Raw genomic sequence first — 15,867 nt, forward strand, 5'->3', positions numbered from 1 at the left:
CCACGCGATCCATCCTGCCCAGTCCCGACGGCGGATGCTCGCGGTGTGCTCTGGTATCAACGAAGACGTGAAACTCGGCTTCTCGCTTCCCCAGTACGGTGCGCACGCGGCGCAGGGCGCTCGGATCGCGCGGTACGCCACGGCGGTCGAACAGGCGGGGGCGCAGAGTCTGTGGGTCGGGGAACGGCTCATCGCGGCCACCGATCCGAGCGTCGGATACGGCGGTAAGGACACCATTCCGGACGAGTTCAATGCGATTCTCGATCCGTTCCTGGTGCTGGGTATCGCGGCGGCGGCGACCGAGCGGGTCACCCTGGGCACCAATGTGCTCATCGCTCCACTGCATCGGCCCGCGCACTTGGCACGCTCACTCACCACCCTCGATGTGGTCAGTGGCGGGCGGTTGCTGCCCGGGTTCGGAATCGGCTGGTCACCTGAGGAGTACGCGGCGGCGGGCGTTCCCTTCACCCACCGCGGAGCCCGGCTCGATGAGACTCTCGATGCGCTGGAGGCCATCTGGACCACTGACCCGGCCGGATACGAGGGGCGCTTCGTATCGGTACCACGGCATCGCAGCGAACTGCGGACGGTTCAGCGGCCACGACCGCCGATCTATCTGGGCGCGTTCCAACCGGCCGGACTGGCACGGATCGGACAGCGCGCGGACGGCTGGCTGCCCGTGGTCCCCGTCCCGGGACCGCCCGACTGGGGTGAGCAGTTGCTGAAGCTGCGCGGAGTCATCGATCAGGCGGCCGAGGCGGCGGGTCGCGATCCCGGGAGTATCGGGACCGTACTGCGCGCCAATGTCGCCGCGGGCACCGATTTGGAGCTGGTCGCCCGGACCATCGAAACCGTGGTCGCCGACACCGGATTCGATGAGGTCTTCGTGGATCTCATGTATGTGACAGACTCGGTCGACGCCGCGCTCGATGCCGCGGGATTCCTGCTCGACCGATTGCACTGACAACGGAGGTGGGCATGGCCGCTTCGACCGTCGACGAATACCTCGCGGGCTTCCCCGCCGAGGTCCGGCAGGTGCTCGAACGGGTGCGCGAGACCATGCACGGCGCACTCCCGGAGTGGACCGAGGACATCAGCTATGAGGTGCCGACCATGCGGGTCGGGGGTAAGCCGGTCGTCTACTTCGCCGGGTGGAAGAAGCACATCAGCGTGTATCCGGTGCCCTCGGGCGATGCCGAATACACGCGGGCCATCGCCGAATATCAGGCGGGCAAGGGCACATTGAAGTTCCCGCTGAACAAGCCGATTCCCTATGAGTTGATCGCCAGGACCGCCGCGCTGCTGGCCGAGCAGCGCGGCGGGCACTGAACCCGGGGGCTAATGCGCGCGGGCGCGGGACAGGTTCCAGCCCTGCCAGCTGTCATGCCGCGGGCCCAGATCGAGCGAGGTGCGGATCCGCTCACGCTCGAGCGCCGGTAACCGGTCCAGGGCGGGCAGGATATCGGCGGACAGACCACTCAGATAGTCGCGGTCCAGGGATTTACCCGACTGCCAGCGATCGATATTGCGGTCGGCGACAAGACCTTCCGGATTCACCACCGCCAGCACCAGCAGGGTGACCGCGGCCGCGCCGATCGCCGCGCGCGGCACCCACTCGCGGCGCAATCGCACCAGACTGGCCAGCACCAGCAGATACACCAGCGCGATCCACAGTTCGAACACCTCCACCAGTACGCGCAGCACCGTGAATCCGTACGCCTGCTGATAGGTCCACATGCGCTGCACCGCCGAAGCCACGATCACCAGCGTCAGCGCGCTCACCGCGGCCACGGCCACCCGCAACCACAGTCGATCCTTCGCCTCCCGCTGCGCCGCCCACCGCTGCACCACCGCGATCACCACCAGCGCCAGCATGCTCACCATCGACAACTGCCAGAAGCCACTGCGCGCGTACTCCGCGTAGGTGAGATCGGCGGTGCGCTGGACATAGCCGTCACCACCGAACAACACCGCCAACTGGGTGCCCAGGAAGATCGCGAACAATACGGTCAGCGCACCCATCGGCAGCCCCCACTCGGCCCGCGACAACCGCCGAACCCCTGGTGCGCCAGTCGATTCCGACCCAGAAATGACCTGATCGAGCAGTTCACCCACCACCGAATCCGACTCTACGGCCGCAGGAGGCGGCCCGGCCAGCACGTACAGCGCCCCCGCCACTCCGAGACCGGCCACCACGAACACGAATCCCCACCAGAACAGATCCCGCCCCCGCATCGACGGCACCACATCCTGAACCAGCCGCGCGAATACCGCATCGGCTCCCGTCAACAGCGGCACGAACACCAACAGCAGCCCCGCGGTGGCCAGCACCGACCATCCGACCCGCCGACTCGCCGAACCCCGCGCGGACTCGGCATGCCCGGCCCACCGATACAGCCACGGCAGCGAGGTCACCGCACCGAACGGCACCGAGATCGCATCGAAGAACAGCCCGTACGCGGACCTGCGCCCCACGATCGCCAAGGACCCCGCAATCGCGGCGGCCAACAGGCACAGCACGAACAGCCAGGACGCCGCCCGGAAGGTCCCCACCGCCACCAAGGCCAGCGCCAACACCGCCCACCAGTGCCGGGAGAACCGGGCCACGAACGATGAGAAGCGTTCCAGCACGGTGTGACTCGCGCCGTCGCCGGGGTCGTCCGAATGGGCGTCCCCGACCGACTCGGACGAATCCGCATCTGCTGCCGGCCCACTGTCCTCGGTGACGACATCGCCCCGGCGGCGCGCGGCACGATCCACCGCATAGACCGCACTCCCGGACGCCAGGGCCGCGAGCGACCATCCGACCCCGGGCCGATCCAGCGGAACGAACACCGCCGCCGCCAGTCCCGCCACCGCGATCGCGGTGAAGGCGCCGCGCGGCATGGGAATCAGCGCCGACCGCGGCGGTACGCGAACCGGCGGAGCACTCCTCGGATACGCCTGACTTGCGGGCGGTTCACCGGCAGGCAGCCCGCCGACGCCACCGAGAAGCACTCCTATTCCGCCTGATCCCCCCGCACCGGCGCCCACCCGCGCGGGCCGGACCGCTGCGGCGGGATCCCATCCCGGCACGGGGATTGCCATCCCCTGGGCCGTCGGTGAAGGCGCGTTCGGGGCGGGAAAGGTATTCGCCGCGCTCGGCGCGGCCGCTTCCCCCATTGCTCCCGCGACCGCAATCGGCTCTGCGGCGGGCAGCTCCGCACTCACGATCGGGGTATCCGGGTCCCGCGACTCGCGGGTCGCCGGATCCTGCGGCGCGGGTTCGGGATTGCCGGGGTTCGGTATGTCGGACATGCGATGCCTCCGATGGGCGTGCGGGACCGTCCCGAGTCGCGTGCTGCGATCGGGCGGATTGCGAAATGGGTTACCGGGGAAAAGAATTCGGGCCGGGACCGAGAATCGGCGCGCCGGTCAGGGGTTGGGCAGGGTGAGGCGGATGCGGGAGCCGGGGGCCGCGACGGCGATGGTGCCGCCGTGCAGGTCGACTATCCAGCGGGCGATGGCCAGACCCAGGCCGGTGCCACCACCATCGGGGCGACCGCCCCGGGTGAAGCGTTCGAAGGCGCGGGCGCGGTCGGCGGGCGGGATACCCGGACCCTCGTCCTCGACTTCGATGACGGTGTGATCGCGCAGCGGATGCGCGGTGAGGCGCACCTCGCCCCGGGCCGGACCGTGCCGGGTGGCGTTATCGCACAGGTTGAGCAGCACCTGGTGCAGGCGGGCGCGGTCGGCGTACACGGTCGAGCCGGGGGTGGTGGTGATGGTGAACCGGACGGGCCGGTCCACCGCGGCGGCCATGACCTCGGCTTCGGCGACGACCTCTTTCAGCAGCGATTCCAGCGGCAGCACTTCCCGGTCCAGGGCGACCGCGCCCGCTTCGACGCTGGACAGTGCCAGGAGTTCGGTGACCAGCAGGCTCAAGCGTTCGGTCTGGGCGAGCGCGGTGCGCAGGGTCGCCGGATCGGGTTCGGCCACCCCGTCGACGAGGTTCTCCAGCACCACCCCCAAAGCCGTGATGGGAGTACGCAATTCGTGTGACACATTGGCGATGAAATCGCGGCGCTGCTGATCGGCCGCACCCAGGTCCGCGGCCATCTGGTTGAACGCCTCCGCCAACTGCCCCACCTCGTCGCGGGAGGTGGCGCGCACCCGCCGCGAATAATCGCCCTGCGCCATACGTTGGGCGGCGGCGGTCATCTGCCGCAACGGCAGGGTCATCCCATGCGCCAGCCCCTGCGACAGCACCAATGCCAGCAGCATGGCCGCGATCGTGGTGCGCGGCGGTAGCCAGCCGATTTTCAGCGCGAAGAACCCGAACGCCACCGCACCCGAAGCCACCATCACAATCGCGAGTTTCAGCTTGATCGACCGCATCCGATCCAGTGGCCGTGGCAGCCACGCCGACAACCGATCGGCCGCCGCCCGCACCGCCGCCCGATCGACCGCCGCCAGCACCGACTTCACCCCGCTCATCGCGCCTCCAAGGCGTAGCCGACGCCATGCACGGTGCGGATCAGGTCCGCGCCGAGTTTGCGGCGCAGGGCCTTGATATGGCTGTCCACGGCGCGCGTGCCCGACGCGTCGGGCCAACCCCAGATCTCCGAGAGCAGGCGATCGCGGGCCAGCACGGCGCGGGGGCGGCGGGCCAGATGTACCAGGAGTTCGAATTCCAGTGGGGTGAGCTGGGTTTCGGTCTCGGCCCGCCACACTCGGCGCTGATCGATATCGATACGCAGATCACCGACGACAATGGTCGCCCCGGGAGTGGCGGTGCGTTCGACCCGGCGCAGCAGCGCATGAATTCGCGCGGTGAGCACGCGTAGCGAGAACGGCTTGGTCAGATAGTCGTCCGCGCCCACCCCCAATCCGATCAGCACATCGGTCTCATCGGTGCGCGCGGTGAGCATGAGCACCGGTACGGGCCGCCGCGCCTGAATCCGACGGCACACCTCCAAGCCGTCGAAACCCGGCAGCATCACATCCAGCACCACCAGATCCGGCAGCCATGCTTCGGCGGCGCTCACCGCGGCGGGCCCGTCATGCGCCAGATCCACGGTGAACCCTTCCGCACGCAGGCGGACGGCAATCGATTCGGCAATGGTCGGTTCGTCCTCGACCACGAGAATCCGCCGCGCACTGCCCTGCTGGCTCAATTCCATGCAGGTGACATTAGGCAGTCCGAGTGGAGATGGTTCGCGCCGCTTGTGAAGATCCTGTGCAGACCCCGCTCACGCCACCTGATCTCCCCGCGTCGACCGGGGCCGTGAACCCGCGCTCCCACGGCACGACCCCGGGCACGGCATGACCGGTGTGGACGCCTCCGAGAGCGTGGGCGAATCCGAGGCGATGGCATCGGGCCGGAACCGATCGGGGCCGGGCTGCGGAGCGCAGTGGTTACGACCGGCCGTAGTATGACCGGGTGCAATCACCGACGGATCACACCGCGCGCCTGCGCGGCGCTGCCGTCGGGGCCGCGTCGGGGGCCGTGGCGATCTTCGCGCACGGGCTCGGCGGGGGTAATGCGGCACCGGACGGATCCGCGCTGATGCTGCTGTTCGCGGCGTGTGCGGTGACCGGGGTGGTGGTCGCCTCGGTGCGGCCGCGCTACGGGCTGGCCTCGGTGATGGGGATGCTGGCGGCCGGGCAGGGCATCGGGCATATCGCACTGTCCATGTCACCGGAGCATCATCATCACGCGGCGTCGCCGACCATGCCGGTGGCGCATCTGATCGCTATTCCGTTCGGGGCGTTGATTATTCGCGCGGCCGAAGTGGGGATGCGGCGCGCGATCACCAGCGTGCGACGATTCATTGTCGCGCTGGGGATCACGCCGGTTCCGACGGAGCGGCCCGAGCGAACCACCTCGGTCGATGAGCGGGCGGCGGTGCGACTGCTGCTGGTGAGTCCCGGAATCGGGCGCCGTGGGCCACCGGCCACCATGGATATTTCCGCTCACCTCGTCCCGGCGTAGCCGCAGGCGTTCATCGCCGCGCGCCCTGGCATTTCGCGCGCTCAGAGGTAGTCACGAAGCACATCGTCGCTGTACAGGCGTTCACCGCGTACGGCCCACTCGTACCGCTTTTCGTCATTTCGGGTGCGGTACGGACGGCGTTTCCTGACGGACCGGCCGCGCCATGCACACCAGACTCCGCGGTGCGGACCGTCTCAGGTAGTCGCGACAGCTGGCTCGCCGAGCGTGCGTGTCCTGCGCGCGCGTGCCGTCGCTTCGGGTCGAGGTCCCATCGTCTTCCCTCATCGATCGGAGTTCTTGGTGTCCGTATCTTTCGCAGGCCGCGCGCCGCGTCGTGCCCGCCGCCTCACCGCCATTGCCGCACTGTCGGCGCTGGCTGTCTTCCCCGTGGCCTGTTCGTCCGATTCCGGGTCGAGTGCGACCTCGGGTAAGGCCGCCGATCAGGTGTCCATGAACGATCAGTGGATCAAGGCCGCCGACAGTGGCATGTCCGCGGCGTTCGGGACGCTCAGCAATGCGGGCGATCAGCCCGTGCAGTTGGTGGCCGCCTCCAGTCCGGCCTCGGCGCGGGTGGAGATCCACGAGGTCGTCGCCGATGCCGCCGGGGGCGATAAGACCATGCGCCCCAAGGAGGGCGGGCTCACCATTCCCGCGCACGGGTCCTGGACCCTGAAACCGGGCGGCGAGCACCTGATGTTCATGGATTTGCGCCAGCCGCTGCGCACCGGCTCGGAGACCCCCATCACCCTGGTCTTCTCCGACGGCTCCAGCACCACCGTCACCGCGCAGGTGCGTGACTTCGCCGGCGGTAAGGAGAATTACGCGCCCAGCACCGGCGACAATGCCGCGCACGGTGGCTGAGCGGGCACAGCCGCGCGCGACCCGGGTCTCCCGGCGACGCCTGCTCGGCGGCGGCGCCGCCGCGGCGGGTGTGGCGGGCGCGGCCGGAATCGGCTGGGGCGCGGCCACTCGCACCCATCGCGACGATGACCGCGATCCCGGACTGGAGACGGTGCCGTTCCACGGCGCGCATCAGGCTGGAATCGCCACCGAGCCAGCGCGATCGGCGGCGTTCGTCGGGTTCGATCTGAAGCCGGGTCTGGATCGCGAGGACATTATCGGCCTGCTGAAGATCTGGACCGATGACGCGGCACGGCTCACCCAGGGCAAACCCGCGCTCGCCGATACCGAACCGGAGTTGGCCCAGCGCCCGGCCCGGCTCACCGTCACGGTCGGCTTCGGACCGGAGCTGTTCGCCGTGGCCGGACTCGGCGAGCTGCGGCCGTCCTGGCTGAAGCAGTTGCCGCCCTTCCCCATCGATCAATTGGACCCGGCGTACACGGGTGCGGATCTGCTCCTGCAGATCTGCGCCGAGGAGGCCACCGCGGTCTCGCATGCGGTGCGCGTGCTCTCCAAGCATGTGAAATCGCTGGTGCGGGTGCGATGGGTACAGCACGGATTCCGCAATGCGCCCACAGGGCACACCATGCGCAATCTCATGGGTCAGGTCGACGGAACGGTCAATATCGCCCCGGGCACAGCCGAATTCGATCGACTCGTCTGGGACGACGGCGGCGCACAACCCTGGCTGGCGGGTGGCACCTCCCTGGTGCTGCGCCGCATTGCCATGAAGCTCGACACCTGGGACGAACTCGATGCCGACGGACGGGCCATCACCCTGGGACGGCACGATTCCAACGGTGCGCCGCTGACGGGCACAACCGAATTCGACGATCCGGATTTCACCGAGGTCGACCAGTACGGCATCCCGGTGATCCCGCCGTCCTCGCATATCGCCCGCGCGCATCACGCGCACGACAATGAGCGATTCCTGCGGCGCGGCTACAACTACGACGACGCGCCCGCACCCGGGCACATCTCGAACTCCGGATTGCTGTTCGTGGCCTGCCAGCGCGATGTCGATGCCCAGTATCTGCCGGTGCAGGCACGACTCGCCGAGTTCGACGCACTGAACCAATGGACCACACCGGTCGGTTCGGCTGTCTTCGTGATCCCGCCCGGCGTGCCCGCGCCCGGCGGATATCTGGGACAGCAGCTGTTCGAAAGCGCCTCCCGCGGGCGCTGACTCGCGATCCGGCCGGACCGTGCACGAGGGGCGGTCCGGCCGGGTCCTAGGGTTGCCCCATGACCGTGCTGCGTTCGATCGCCCTGTTCGCGCTGGCCGCCGTCGCCGAAATCGGTGGGGCCTGGCTCATCTGGCAGGGGGTGCGCGAACATCGCGGATGGGCGTGGACGGGCGCGGGGGTGGTCGCGCTCGGCTGCTACGGATTCGTGGCGACGCTGCAACCCGACGCGAATTTCGGGCGCATCCTCGCCGCCTACGGTGGAGTGTTCGTGGCGGGTTCGCTGCTGTGGGGCATGGCCCTGGACGGCTTCCGCCCGGATCGCTGGGATGTGTTGGGCGCGTTGATCTGTCTGGTCGGTGTCGCGGTCGTCATGTACGCGCCTCGTTCCACATGAAACATGCTCTGACCTGGGCGCATTCACGCAGTGCGCGCAAAACTGCACGGCGCGAAGAAAATTCGCGTTCGGCCTGATCAGAGTGTTTTCCTGGTTCGCGGCGCGCAGATCCAGGGGCGGCATGCCCGTCCGTGTTCACCCTCATCTGCGACCGGATCGGCTCGGCGGCGACCACCGCCCACCCGACCAGGGCCGGTCAGGCGGTGGTCGCCGCCGAGCTCGCGAAATCCTTTGCCCGCCACGCCGATTCACGACACGGCGGGCAGTGAGATCAGTTCCAGAGCGCGGCGACGAACACGTTGAGGATGGCCAGCCCGCCCGCGGCGTGGGTCATCCACGGCAGCGCCTTGCCGCGCTTGGCATCGGCTCGCCCCATCTCGGCGAAGCCCGCGACCAGTACGGCCACCACGAGTTTGGTGATGATCTTGGGCATATTCGGATCCTTGCCCAGTGAATCGATCGACTCGGCCATCCCGACCAGGATGATGCCGGTGATCAACTGGGCGCGCGCACCCCACACCATCAACTCCGAGACCCGCGGCTGAGCGGCCACATACCCGCCGACCACGGCCGCCATACCGAGCAGATGGAACACGACGAACAGGTCGTAGACGAAGTCCATGACTGCATACGGTAGTTGATCAACCCCCGTCAACGACAGTCGGTAGTACCGAAACTCGCTGATCCCGGCCAGCTTCCAATAACACACCGCAGGCGTGTAGCACCGACTGTACGATCTGCTGTATGACGACCCGCTTGAACATCACGCTTCCCGATGCGGTGGCGGAGCGGCTGCGTTCGGCATCGAGCAACAGGCCGAGCGAATACATCGAGCGCGCCGTCATGCGGCAACTGCTCGCCGACGATCTACGCATCCTCGCGGAGTTCGAAAAGGACAATCCGCCCGATCCGTCCTTCTATACCGAGAATGACGCCCTCGCCGAAGAGATCATGTTCGAACAGGACACCGAGTGAGCCATGAGCAGGGCCAGATCTGGAAGTCCGAGAGTCGGCTCACCGGCCAGGTCGGCCGGGTGGTCATCGTGGACAGTGATCTCATAGCCCAAGCGCGGCAACGAATTCTGGTAGCACCCGTCAAGGAGGCCCGCGAAGTGCCGCGGGCCCTGCAACTACTGACCGCGGCATTGCCGAACGATGAGGCGGCCGCGATCTACGATCTCGTACTCACCCCGAAGAACACGCTCACCGAGCACATCGGGAACATCTCCGCCGAAGCGTTGGAGCAGGTGAAGGTGGCGCTGCGCGCCAGATTCGACCTCTGATCGCCTCCCCCCGCAAGCGAACCCCGTGCCCGCGGGGTGTGCCCGAAGGCGATCACGTCCCAATGGTCCGGTCTCGCCACACGGACCATGTGATCAGGCGGGGCACTGGTTTCGAGGGTTCGCCCTGCGGGTAGTCCACCTCCAGTGGCTCTCCGTGCGTGTCCTGGGGAGTCTTCCGCGTGTGGAAGCAGTGACGTCTAGGAGAACTCAGTGGCGGTTGTACTCGTGCTGCGGGCACGCGGGCTGGGTGATCTACTCACCGCGGTCCCGGCCCTGCGGGCACTGCGGCGGGCCCGGCCCGGGGACCACATCGCGCTGGCCGCACCGCATCGACTCAAACCCATCGTCGATCTGATCGTCTCCATCGACGAGATGATCCCGAGCGCCGAACCGACCGGAATCCGCTGGGACGGCGAGCCGCCCGCCCTCCTGGTGAATCTGCACAGCGCCACCGCCGACAGCATGCTCGAATTGACCCGCATCCACCCCGAAAGCATTCTCACCTACCGTAATCCGGCCTTCCCGGAGTTGGCCGGACCCGAGTGGGATACCGATATGCACGATGTGGACCGGTGGTGCCATCTGCTCGAATCCGCCGGAATCACCGCCGATCGCCGCAATCTCGGATTGGTGCCGCCGGTCGCCGCCACCAGTCACCGCGACTGCGTGGTCGTACATATCGGCGCGGGCGCTGCCGCCCGGCGCTGGCCCCCGGATCGCTTCGCCGCGGTGGTCCGGCATCTGCTGGTACAGGACCGCGATGTGGTGATCACCGGTGACGAGACCGAACGCGATATCGCCCTCGGGGTGGCCGCGCGCGCCGGACTCAACACCGCCCGGGTGCTGGCCGGACAGCAGAACCTCATCGAACTGGCCGCGACCGTCGCCGAGGCCGCCCTGGTGGTCTGCGGTGACACCGGAGTCGCCCATCTGGCAACGGCTTTCGGCACCCGCACGGTACTGCTGTTCGGGCCGACCCCGCCCAGTCGCAGTGGCCCGCCCCCGCATCTGCTGGGCAGGCATGCGGTGCTGTGGGCCGGGCAGACCGGCGATCCGGACGCCGCGACCACCGATCCCGGGCTGTTGAAGATCGGCGTGCCCGAGGTCATCAATGCGATCGACAAGCAGCTGCGCAAACGGCCATGGCCCGGAACGGGCCTGGATCGCCGTGCGCAGCAAACCTATCGGCGCGTGGGCTGAAACCCGCGCGGCACATACTCCCCTATATAGAGGCACCATCCTCCGACCCGCGCGCCTCTATATAGGGGGCGCGCGTTCAGGTGTCGGCGATATCGGCGCGGGCGCTGGACAGCGCGGCCGAATACGAGGCGATGGCACTGGGCCAGAACTGCTCGAGATAGTCGCGGGCATCGGCCAGCCCGCGCGGGTCCAGACCGTAGAGCCGGCGGGTGCCCTCGGGCTGCACCATCACCAGGCGGGCCTCGCGCAGGATCTTCAAATGCTGGGATACCGCCGAGCTACTGACTCCGACGAGGTCGGCGAGCTCGCCCACCGCCCTCGGCCCCTGCGGTAACGCCTCGAATACCGCGCGCCGAGTCGGGTCGGCGAGTGCGCTCAACACTCTCACTCCGTTAGCAGGCACTTAAATAGAGTGCCCGGCGGAGTTGATCAGGTCAATACACCCCGATTCACCCAATCCCAAGGTCATGGCGAAATTACCCGCGTGTCGTTACCTAGTCGTGACACATCACCTGGCTTTTTGTACCGATGTGACGGTGGTTACAGGGTTTTGAACCGGTTATGACCGCACCGTACGTTCGATGCATGCCCGTAACCGTTCCGTTATCTCGCGGCCTGCGTAAGGCCAGTCGGTACCGGTCGGCCGCAACTCGCGCAGTGGCCGTCTCCGCAGTCGTCGGCGCCTCGTTGAGTGTGCTGGCCGCCGCCGACCCGAATGCCGAAGCCCAACCGAGCAATCCTGTCGCAACCGTCGCTGCCCCGCACGACGCGCAGTTCACCGCCTTCACCCCGTACGAGGCGCAGATGCCGCAGTTCGTGCCGCCGGAGGTCACCGACTTCCTGCGCAACCTCGGTATCGAGCAGGCCCGCCCCAAAACCGTGCGCCCCGTCGCCGGACCGCTGACCTCCGGCTTCGGTAGCCGCTGGGGCGCCATGCACGCGGGCATCGACTTCGGGGACGGCTTCGGCACCCCCATTCGCGCCGTCACCGACGGTACCGTCATCGAGGCGGGCCCGGCCTCGGGCTTCGGCCTCTGGGTGCGCATCCAGCAGGATGACGGCACCATCGGCGTCTACGGACATATGCAGGACATCCTGGTGCACCCGGGCCAGCAGGTGCGCGCGGGCGATGAGATCGCCACCGTCGGCAGCCGCGGCTATTCCACCGGACCGCATCTGCACTACGAGGTGCACACCTCCCCCGGTGTGAAGATCGATCCCCTGCCCTGGCTCGCGAGCCGTGGCATGGATGTCGGCACCGTCTCCGACTGAGCATGACCGCTTCGGGGATCGATGAGGGATTCCCGTTCCGGTGCAATGCTTTTCGCAGAGAACCCCGCCCGAGGTGCTCGGTGCGGGGTTTTCTATACCGCCTCGGCGTCCCGGCCGGAGGTCGCGAAATGCTGACGGTAGCGATCCGGGGTGGTCGAGAGCCTGCGCGCGATCACCCGATGCAGGGTCTTGCCGTGCTTGTAGCCGACCGCCCGGGCGATCGCGTCGACGGTGAGATCGCTGGTCTCGAGGAGTGTGCGCGCCGCCTCCACCCGCAGATCCTCGATGAAAAGCGCCGGGGTACTGCCGGTTTCGGCGGTGAAGGAGCGGGCGAAGGTGCGCTCGCTCATTCCGGCGCGCTCGGCCAGCAGTGCGACGGTCAAATTCTCGCGTAGGTGATCTGGCACCCACTGCTGCACGGCGCGGATGGCGGGTGTGCGGGCGGGCTGGGTGCGCATCTGCGCGCTGTACTGCGCCTGACCGCCCCCGCGCCGCACATACATGACGAAGACCCGGGCGATGGTCTGGGCGACATCGGTGCCGAGATCCTCCTCCACCAGCGCGAGGGTCATATCGATTCCGGCGGTGACTCCGGCGGAGGTCCATCGATTGCGGTCGTGCACATAGATATTGTCCGGTTCGATCCGCACGCGCGGATACCACTGGGCCAGGCGGTCCGCGGCCGCCCAGTGCGTGGTGGCGCGATACCCGTCCAGCAGCCCCGCCGCGGCCAACAGCGCCGCGCCCGCGCAGACCGAGGTGATCCGCCGGGACCGCCGGGCCAGCGCGGGCAGGTGCGGGGCGACCCGTACGGAGATCTCGGGTGAGAACGCGCCGTCCCCGCCGATCACCATGAGCGTGTCGATCTCCTCGGCGCCGGCCGCCAGCTCCTCCAGGGACCTGTCCACCGAAATGCTGGACCCACCGGGCACCGCCACCGGTGTGCCGCCCGGGGAGACGGTGATCAACCGGTAGGCCGGGGCATCCATCACGCGATTGGCGGTGGCCAGCACATCGAGAGGTCCGGCGAGATCGAGTAGTTGGAAATCGTCGAAGACGACCAGGACAACGGTGCGAGGAGCCACCACGCCATTATCGTCACGCTCCGCCTCGACCGCCCGCGGCAAGACCGAGACCGCGGCGAGCAGACCGCGCGGGCGGGCAGATGCGCGCGACACCCGGCCGCCGGTGTCCTCAGCCAACCCGGTGGCCGTCACCGACCCGGGTGCCCTCCGCGGCCCGATGACCACGCTGGGCCCAGCTGCGCGGCAGCCGCGTCGAGAGGAAATCGAGTATGAGTTCTGCTGTGGCGCCGGGCATTTGACCGTGCGGGTAATGCCCGGCACCGTCGAGCATCGCCACCCGTCCGATACCCGGGCGCATCGCCTCGACAATCGACTCCGCCTCGACCCGCGGATCCGGGAAGTCCGGATCCAGGGTTCCCATGATCACCAGCGCGGGGCAGGCGACATACGGCAACTGCGCGTGCGCGTCGGCCGGGGTGGTCGCCCCGGCCTTCATGAACTCCGCCATCCGGCCCGGCTCGCGCAGGATCGCGGCCACGCCAGCCATGTACTCGGTGTAATCGTCCGGCTTGGTCGGGTACGCGATATCGAGGTACCGGAACCAGATTCGCGGACTGCGCAGTGCGAAGAGCAGTCCCAACCGGATCATGCCCCGGCGGTAGCGGCGCACGCGCAGCATGGCGAGCAGTTCCATGTGCTGGGTCAGTGTGAACGGGCCGAGTTCGACAATGCCGGACACCAGATCGGGCGCGGTCGCGGCGGCGATGGTGGCCGCGCCGCCGGAGATCGAATGCCCCACGATGACCGCCGGACCACCGAAGTGCGCGATCACCTCGATCAGATCACCCGCGACATCGGTGCGACTGATCGCGGACTTCCCGGTCTCGGACGCCCAGTTCGGACTCGACTCCCCGTGCCCGCGGATATCCACATTCACCACCCGATACCCCGCGGCCGCCAACAGCGGCACCATATGCCGGAACACCTGGCGGTGCTCACCCATCCCATGCGAGAGCACCAGCAGCGGCCCGTCACCGCTGACATCACAGGCGATCCGGCCGCCACTCACACTCACGAATTCGGTCACTGCCTTGCCTTTCGATCCCGTTCCGGTGGTTCCCGGAACACCTTGCGTACAGCTCGAATTGAACGGCGGCGGGCGTCACGAATCGAGGGCGGCGGCGGGGTCGGTCACCTTTGCGGCAGAGATCGTCACCCGCGCCACCCAGTACCCGGGTACTACGCGCGGACCCCACCGCCGGGGGACGACCGGTGCGGGAATCCGGCCATAACGTCGCCGGCATGACCACGAGCGTCGCCGAGAAGACCGCAGCCGCACCGGTATCCGCCACCCGCCGGATGCATCGCCCGCTGCTCGCCATGACCGTCGTCATGGCCGGACTGGCCCTGTTCTCCCTGTGCGCCATGGCATTCGACGATCGAATGCTGCTGCACGAATCGGTATGGCTGAAGCCGCTGAAATTCGCGGTCGCCTTCGTCCTCTACGCCTTCACGCTGGCCTGGCTGCTCTCGTTCCCGCATCGCGGCCAGCGCCTGACCTGGTGGATGGGAACGATCTTCGCGATCACCGGGGTGCTGGATGTCGGGTTCATCGTGATGCAGGCCGCGCGCGGCACCTTCAGCCACTTCAATACCGAAACCGATGCCTTCAATGTGATCGGGCAGCAGGTTTTCATGACCGGTGTGCCGGGCCTGTTCCTGGCGAATCTGGTGATCGCCGTGGCACTTTCGTGGCAGCGGGTCACCGATCGCCCGCTGACCCGCGCCATTCACGCCGGACTGGCGATCGCGGTGGCCGGTATGGCGGTGGCCTACGCCATGGGTTACAGCGGTAAGCAGCAGGCCACCGACGCGTACGGGCATCCGATCGAACTGGCCGCCGGGCACACCTTCGAGGCCGGGCAGCCGCCGGTTCGCGACGGCGTCGGCGCGATGCCGATCACGCACTGGAGCACCACCGGTGGCGATCTGCGTATCGCGCATTTCCTGGGCCTGCACGGTATCCAGGTACTCATCGTGACCGCGCTGCTGCTGCCCCGGCTGGCCCGGCGGGTGCCGTGGCTGCGCACCGAACGTGCTCGCGCCGACCTGATCTGGGTGCTGGCGCTGACCTACGCCGGACTCTTCGCCGTCATCGCCTGGCAGGCTTTCCGGGGACAGGCCCTCATCCACCCCGATGCGGCCACCCTGACCGGTTTCGCCGCGGTCGCCGCCGTGCTGGTGCTCGGCACCGCCCTGGTCTACGCGATCCGGGGACGCCGCGGGCCAAGCACCGCAACGACTCTGGTCACCGCAGCCGCTCCGCGTCCCGGGTCAGTTTCACCAATATCGCGGTGAGATCGGTGAGTTCGATGGAGTCCGCCCCCTCGGCGACCGCGGTGGCGACATCCTCGGCCGCACAGCGCGCCGCGAACCACCGGTCCGACAGATCCGCGACCTCCTGAGCGCTGAGCACCACCGAGTCCTCGGGAATACCGCTGCCCTTGAGACTGTTTCGAGCTTCGTAAGCCCGCTGGCGACAGGACTGCCGACAGTAGCGCCGACGGCGCCCGATCTCACTATCGGCGATCTCCCTTCCACACCATTGACAGGGCATCAGGCGGCGAGACAT

At 68.0% G+C, this 15,867-nt stretch carries 20 protein-coding genes; 12 read left to right on the forward strand and 8 right to left on the reverse strand.

Features of this window, described 5'->3' with window-relative positions:
* The first annotated feature begins 67 nt into the window (after positions 1-67).
* Both OHB26_RS31560 and OHB26_RS31565 read left to right on the forward strand, forming a co-directional pair.
* Entirely contained in the window at positions 68-964 is an 897-nt protein-coding gene (locus tag OHB26_RS31560; protein WP_330180899.1) for a TIGR03619 family F420-dependent LLM class oxidoreductase, read from the forward strand.
* A 14-nt stretch (positions 965-978) separates the two neighbouring features.
* Positions 979-1,329 (forward strand): iron chaperone, encoded by a 351-nt coding sequence (locus OHB26_RS31565; protein ID WP_330180900.1) that lies wholly within the window; start codon positions 979-981, stop codon positions 1,327-1,329.
* A 9-nt stretch (positions 1,330-1,338) separates the two neighbouring features.
* Here the strand turns inward: OHB26_RS31565 and OHB26_RS31570 are convergent, their stop codons facing one another.
* From OHB26_RS31570 to OHB26_RS31580, 3 genes are all read right to left on the reverse strand, one after another.
* Complete coding sequence (locus tag OHB26_RS31570) at positions 1,339-3,297, reverse strand: DUF4153 domain-containing protein (protein ID WP_330180901.1); 1,959 nt, start codon at positions 3,295-3,297, stop codon at positions 1,339-1,341.
* A gap of 117 nt (positions 3,298-3,414) precedes the next feature.
* Positions 3,415-4,377 carry a HAMP domain-containing sensor histidine kinase gene (locus OHB26_RS31575; RefSeq protein ID WP_330185839.1) on the reverse strand — a complete coding sequence of 321 codons (963 nt, stop codon included), beginning with the start codon at positions 4,375-4,377 and terminating at the stop codon, positions 3,415-3,417.
* A gap of 95 nt (positions 4,378-4,472) precedes the next feature.
* Positions 4,473-5,162, reverse strand: coding sequence for a response regulator transcription factor (locus OHB26_RS31580; RefSeq protein ID WP_330180902.1), 690 nt, complete (start codon positions 5,160-5,162; stop codon positions 4,473-4,475).
* A 260-nt stretch (positions 5,163-5,422) separates the two neighbouring features.
* Between OHB26_RS31580 and OHB26_RS31585 the strand changes: the two genes are divergently transcribed.
* From OHB26_RS31585 to OHB26_RS31605, 5 genes are all read left to right on the forward strand, one after another.
* Positions 5,423-5,974: a hypothetical protein gene (locus OHB26_RS31585; protein WP_330180903.1), complete on the forward strand. Its 552-nt coding sequence runs from the start codon at positions 5,423-5,425 to the stop codon at positions 5,972-5,974.
* Between the two features lie 300 nt (positions 5,975-6,274).
* Positions 6,275-6,835: a copper chaperone PCu(A)C gene (locus tag OHB26_RS31590; RefSeq protein ID WP_330180904.1), complete on the forward strand. Its 561-nt coding sequence runs from the start codon at positions 6,275-6,277 to the stop codon at positions 6,833-6,835.
* On the forward strand, positions 6,828-8,060 hold the full coding sequence (locus tag OHB26_RS31595) for a Dyp-type peroxidase (RefSeq protein ID WP_330180905.1): 1,233 nt from the start codon (positions 6,828-6,830) through the stop codon (positions 8,058-8,060). Before OHB26_RS31590 ends, OHB26_RS31595 begins: the two co-directional genes overlap by 8 nt.
* A gap of 59 nt (positions 8,061-8,119) precedes the next feature.
* A complete protein-coding gene (locus OHB26_RS31600) occupies positions 8,120-8,455 on the forward strand; it encodes a YnfA family protein (protein WP_330180906.1) in 336 nt (111 codons plus the stop codon).
* 131 nt (positions 8,456-8,586) lie between these two features.
* A complete protein-coding gene (locus OHB26_RS31605; RefSeq protein ID WP_330180907.1) occupies positions 8,587-8,724 on the forward strand; it encodes a hypothetical protein in 138 nt (45 codons plus the stop codon).
* A gap of 2 nt (positions 8,725-8,726) precedes the next feature.
* Here the strand turns inward: OHB26_RS31605 and OHB26_RS31610 are convergent, their stop codons facing one another.
* Entirely contained in the window at positions 8,727-9,077 is a 351-nt protein-coding gene (locus OHB26_RS31610; RefSeq protein WP_330180908.1) for a hypothetical protein, read from the reverse strand.
* Positions 9,078-9,199: 122 nt separating this feature from the next.
* On the opposite strand from OHB26_RS31610, the gene OHB26_RS31615 reads away from it, so the two are divergent.
* From OHB26_RS31615 to OHB26_RS31625, 3 genes are all read left to right on the forward strand, one after another.
* The gene (locus tag OHB26_RS31615) at positions 9,200-9,430 is read left to right on the forward strand and encodes a hypothetical protein (RefSeq protein ID WP_330180909.1); all 231 of its coding nucleotides are present in this window, start codon (positions 9,200-9,202) and stop codon (positions 9,428-9,430) included.
* Entirely contained in the window at positions 9,427-9,738 is a 312-nt protein-coding gene (locus tag OHB26_RS31620) for a hypothetical protein (protein WP_330180910.1), read from the forward strand. The genes OHB26_RS31615 and OHB26_RS31620 overlap by 4 nt, the downstream gene beginning before the upstream one ends.
* Positions 9,739-9,948: 210 nt before the next feature.
* On the forward strand, positions 9,949-10,938 hold the full coding sequence (locus OHB26_RS31625) for a glycosyltransferase family 9 protein (protein ID WP_330180911.1): 990 nt from the start codon (positions 9,949-9,951) through the stop codon (positions 10,936-10,938).
* Positions 10,939-11,014: 76 nt separating this feature from the next.
* On the opposite strand, the gene OHB26_RS31630 is transcribed toward OHB26_RS31625, so the two are convergent.
* Positions 11,015-11,341 (reverse strand): ArsR/SmtB family transcription factor, encoded by a 327-nt coding sequence (locus tag OHB26_RS31630; RefSeq protein ID WP_330180912.1) that lies wholly within the window; start codon positions 11,339-11,341, stop codon positions 11,015-11,017.
* Positions 11,342-11,523: 182 nt separating this feature from the next.
* Here OHB26_RS31630 and OHB26_RS31635 point away from each other — a divergent pair, with 182 nt between their 5' ends.
* Entirely contained in the window at positions 11,524-12,210 is a 687-nt protein-coding gene (locus OHB26_RS31635; protein WP_330180913.1) for a M23 family metallopeptidase, read from the forward strand.
* Positions 12,211-12,302: 92 nt separating this feature from the next.
* Here OHB26_RS31635 and OHB26_RS31640 read toward each other — a convergent pair whose 3' ends face one another.
* Positions 12,303-13,388 carry a GlxA family transcriptional regulator gene (locus OHB26_RS31640; protein ID WP_330180914.1) on the reverse strand — a complete coding sequence of 362 codons (1,086 nt, stop codon included), beginning with the start codon at positions 13,386-13,388 and terminating at the stop codon, positions 12,303-12,305.
* A 16-nt stretch (positions 13,389-13,404) separates the two neighbouring features.
* Positions 13,405-14,322 (reverse strand): alpha/beta fold hydrolase, encoded by a 918-nt coding sequence (locus OHB26_RS31645; RefSeq protein WP_330180915.1) that lies wholly within the window; start codon positions 14,320-14,322, stop codon positions 13,405-13,407.
* A 215-nt stretch (positions 14,323-14,537) separates the two neighbouring features.
* Here OHB26_RS31645 and OHB26_RS31650 point away from each other — a divergent pair, with 215 nt between their 5' ends.
* On the forward strand, positions 14,538-15,593 hold the full coding sequence (locus tag OHB26_RS31650; protein ID WP_330180916.1) for a hypothetical protein: 1,056 nt from the start codon (positions 14,538-14,540) through the stop codon (positions 15,591-15,593).
* Here the strand turns inward: OHB26_RS31650 and OHB26_RS31655 are convergent.
* The gene (locus tag OHB26_RS31655) at positions 15,544-15,867 is read right to left on the reverse strand and encodes a hypothetical protein (protein WP_067563858.1); all 324 of its coding nucleotides are present in this window, start codon (positions 15,865-15,867) and stop codon (positions 15,544-15,546) included. The genes OHB26_RS31650 and OHB26_RS31655 overlap by 50 nt on opposite strands.

This window comes from Nocardia sp. NBC_01503 (genome assembly GCF_036327755.1).
Classification (GTDB): Bacteria; Actinomycetota; Actinomycetes; order Mycobacteriales; family Mycobacteriaceae; genus Nocardia.

What these genes read in the sequence shown, in the direction of transcription:
- OHB26_RS31650 (WP_330180916.1), top strand. Translation starts at nt 14,538, where the DNA reads ATGACCACGAGCGTCGCCGAGAAGACCGCAGCCGCACCGGTATCCGCC.
- OHB26_RS31610 (WP_330180908.1), bottom strand. Translation starts at nt 9,077, where the DNA reads ATGGACTTCGTCTACGACCTGTTCGTCGTGTTCCATCTGCTCGGTATG.
- OHB26_RS31580 (WP_330180902.1), bottom strand. Translation starts at nt 5,162, where the DNA reads ATGGAATTGAGCCAGCAGGGCAGTGCGCGGCGGATTCTCGTGGTCGAG.
- OHB26_RS31600 (WP_330180906.1), top strand. Translation starts at nt 8,120, where the DNA reads ATGACCGTGCTGCGTTCGATCGCCCTGTTCGCGCTGGCCGCCGTCGCC.
- OHB26_RS31570 (WP_330180901.1), bottom strand. Translation starts at nt 3,297, where the DNA reads ATGTCCGACATACCGAACCCCGGCAATCCCGAACCCGCGCCGCAGGAT.
- OHB26_RS31635 (WP_330180913.1), top strand. Translation starts at nt 11,524, where the DNA reads ATGCCCGTAACCGTTCCGTTATCTCGCGGCCTGCGTAAGGCCAGTCGG.
- OHB26_RS31575 (WP_330185839.1), bottom strand. Translation starts at nt 4,377, where the DNA reads ATGCGGTCGATCAAGCTGAAACTCGCGATTGTGATGGTGGCTTCGGGT.
- OHB26_RS31615 (WP_330180909.1), top strand. Translation starts at nt 9,200, where the DNA reads ATGACGACCCGCTTGAACATCACGCTTCCCGATGCGGTGGCGGAGCGG.
- OHB26_RS31565 (WP_330180900.1), top strand. Translation starts at nt 979, where the DNA reads ATGGCCGCTTCGACCGTCGACGAATACCTCGCGGGCTTCCCCGCCGAG.
- OHB26_RS31655 (WP_067563858.1), bottom strand. Translation starts at nt 15,867, where the DNA reads ATGTCTCGCCGCCTGATGCCCTGTCAATGGTGTGGAAGGGAGATCGCC.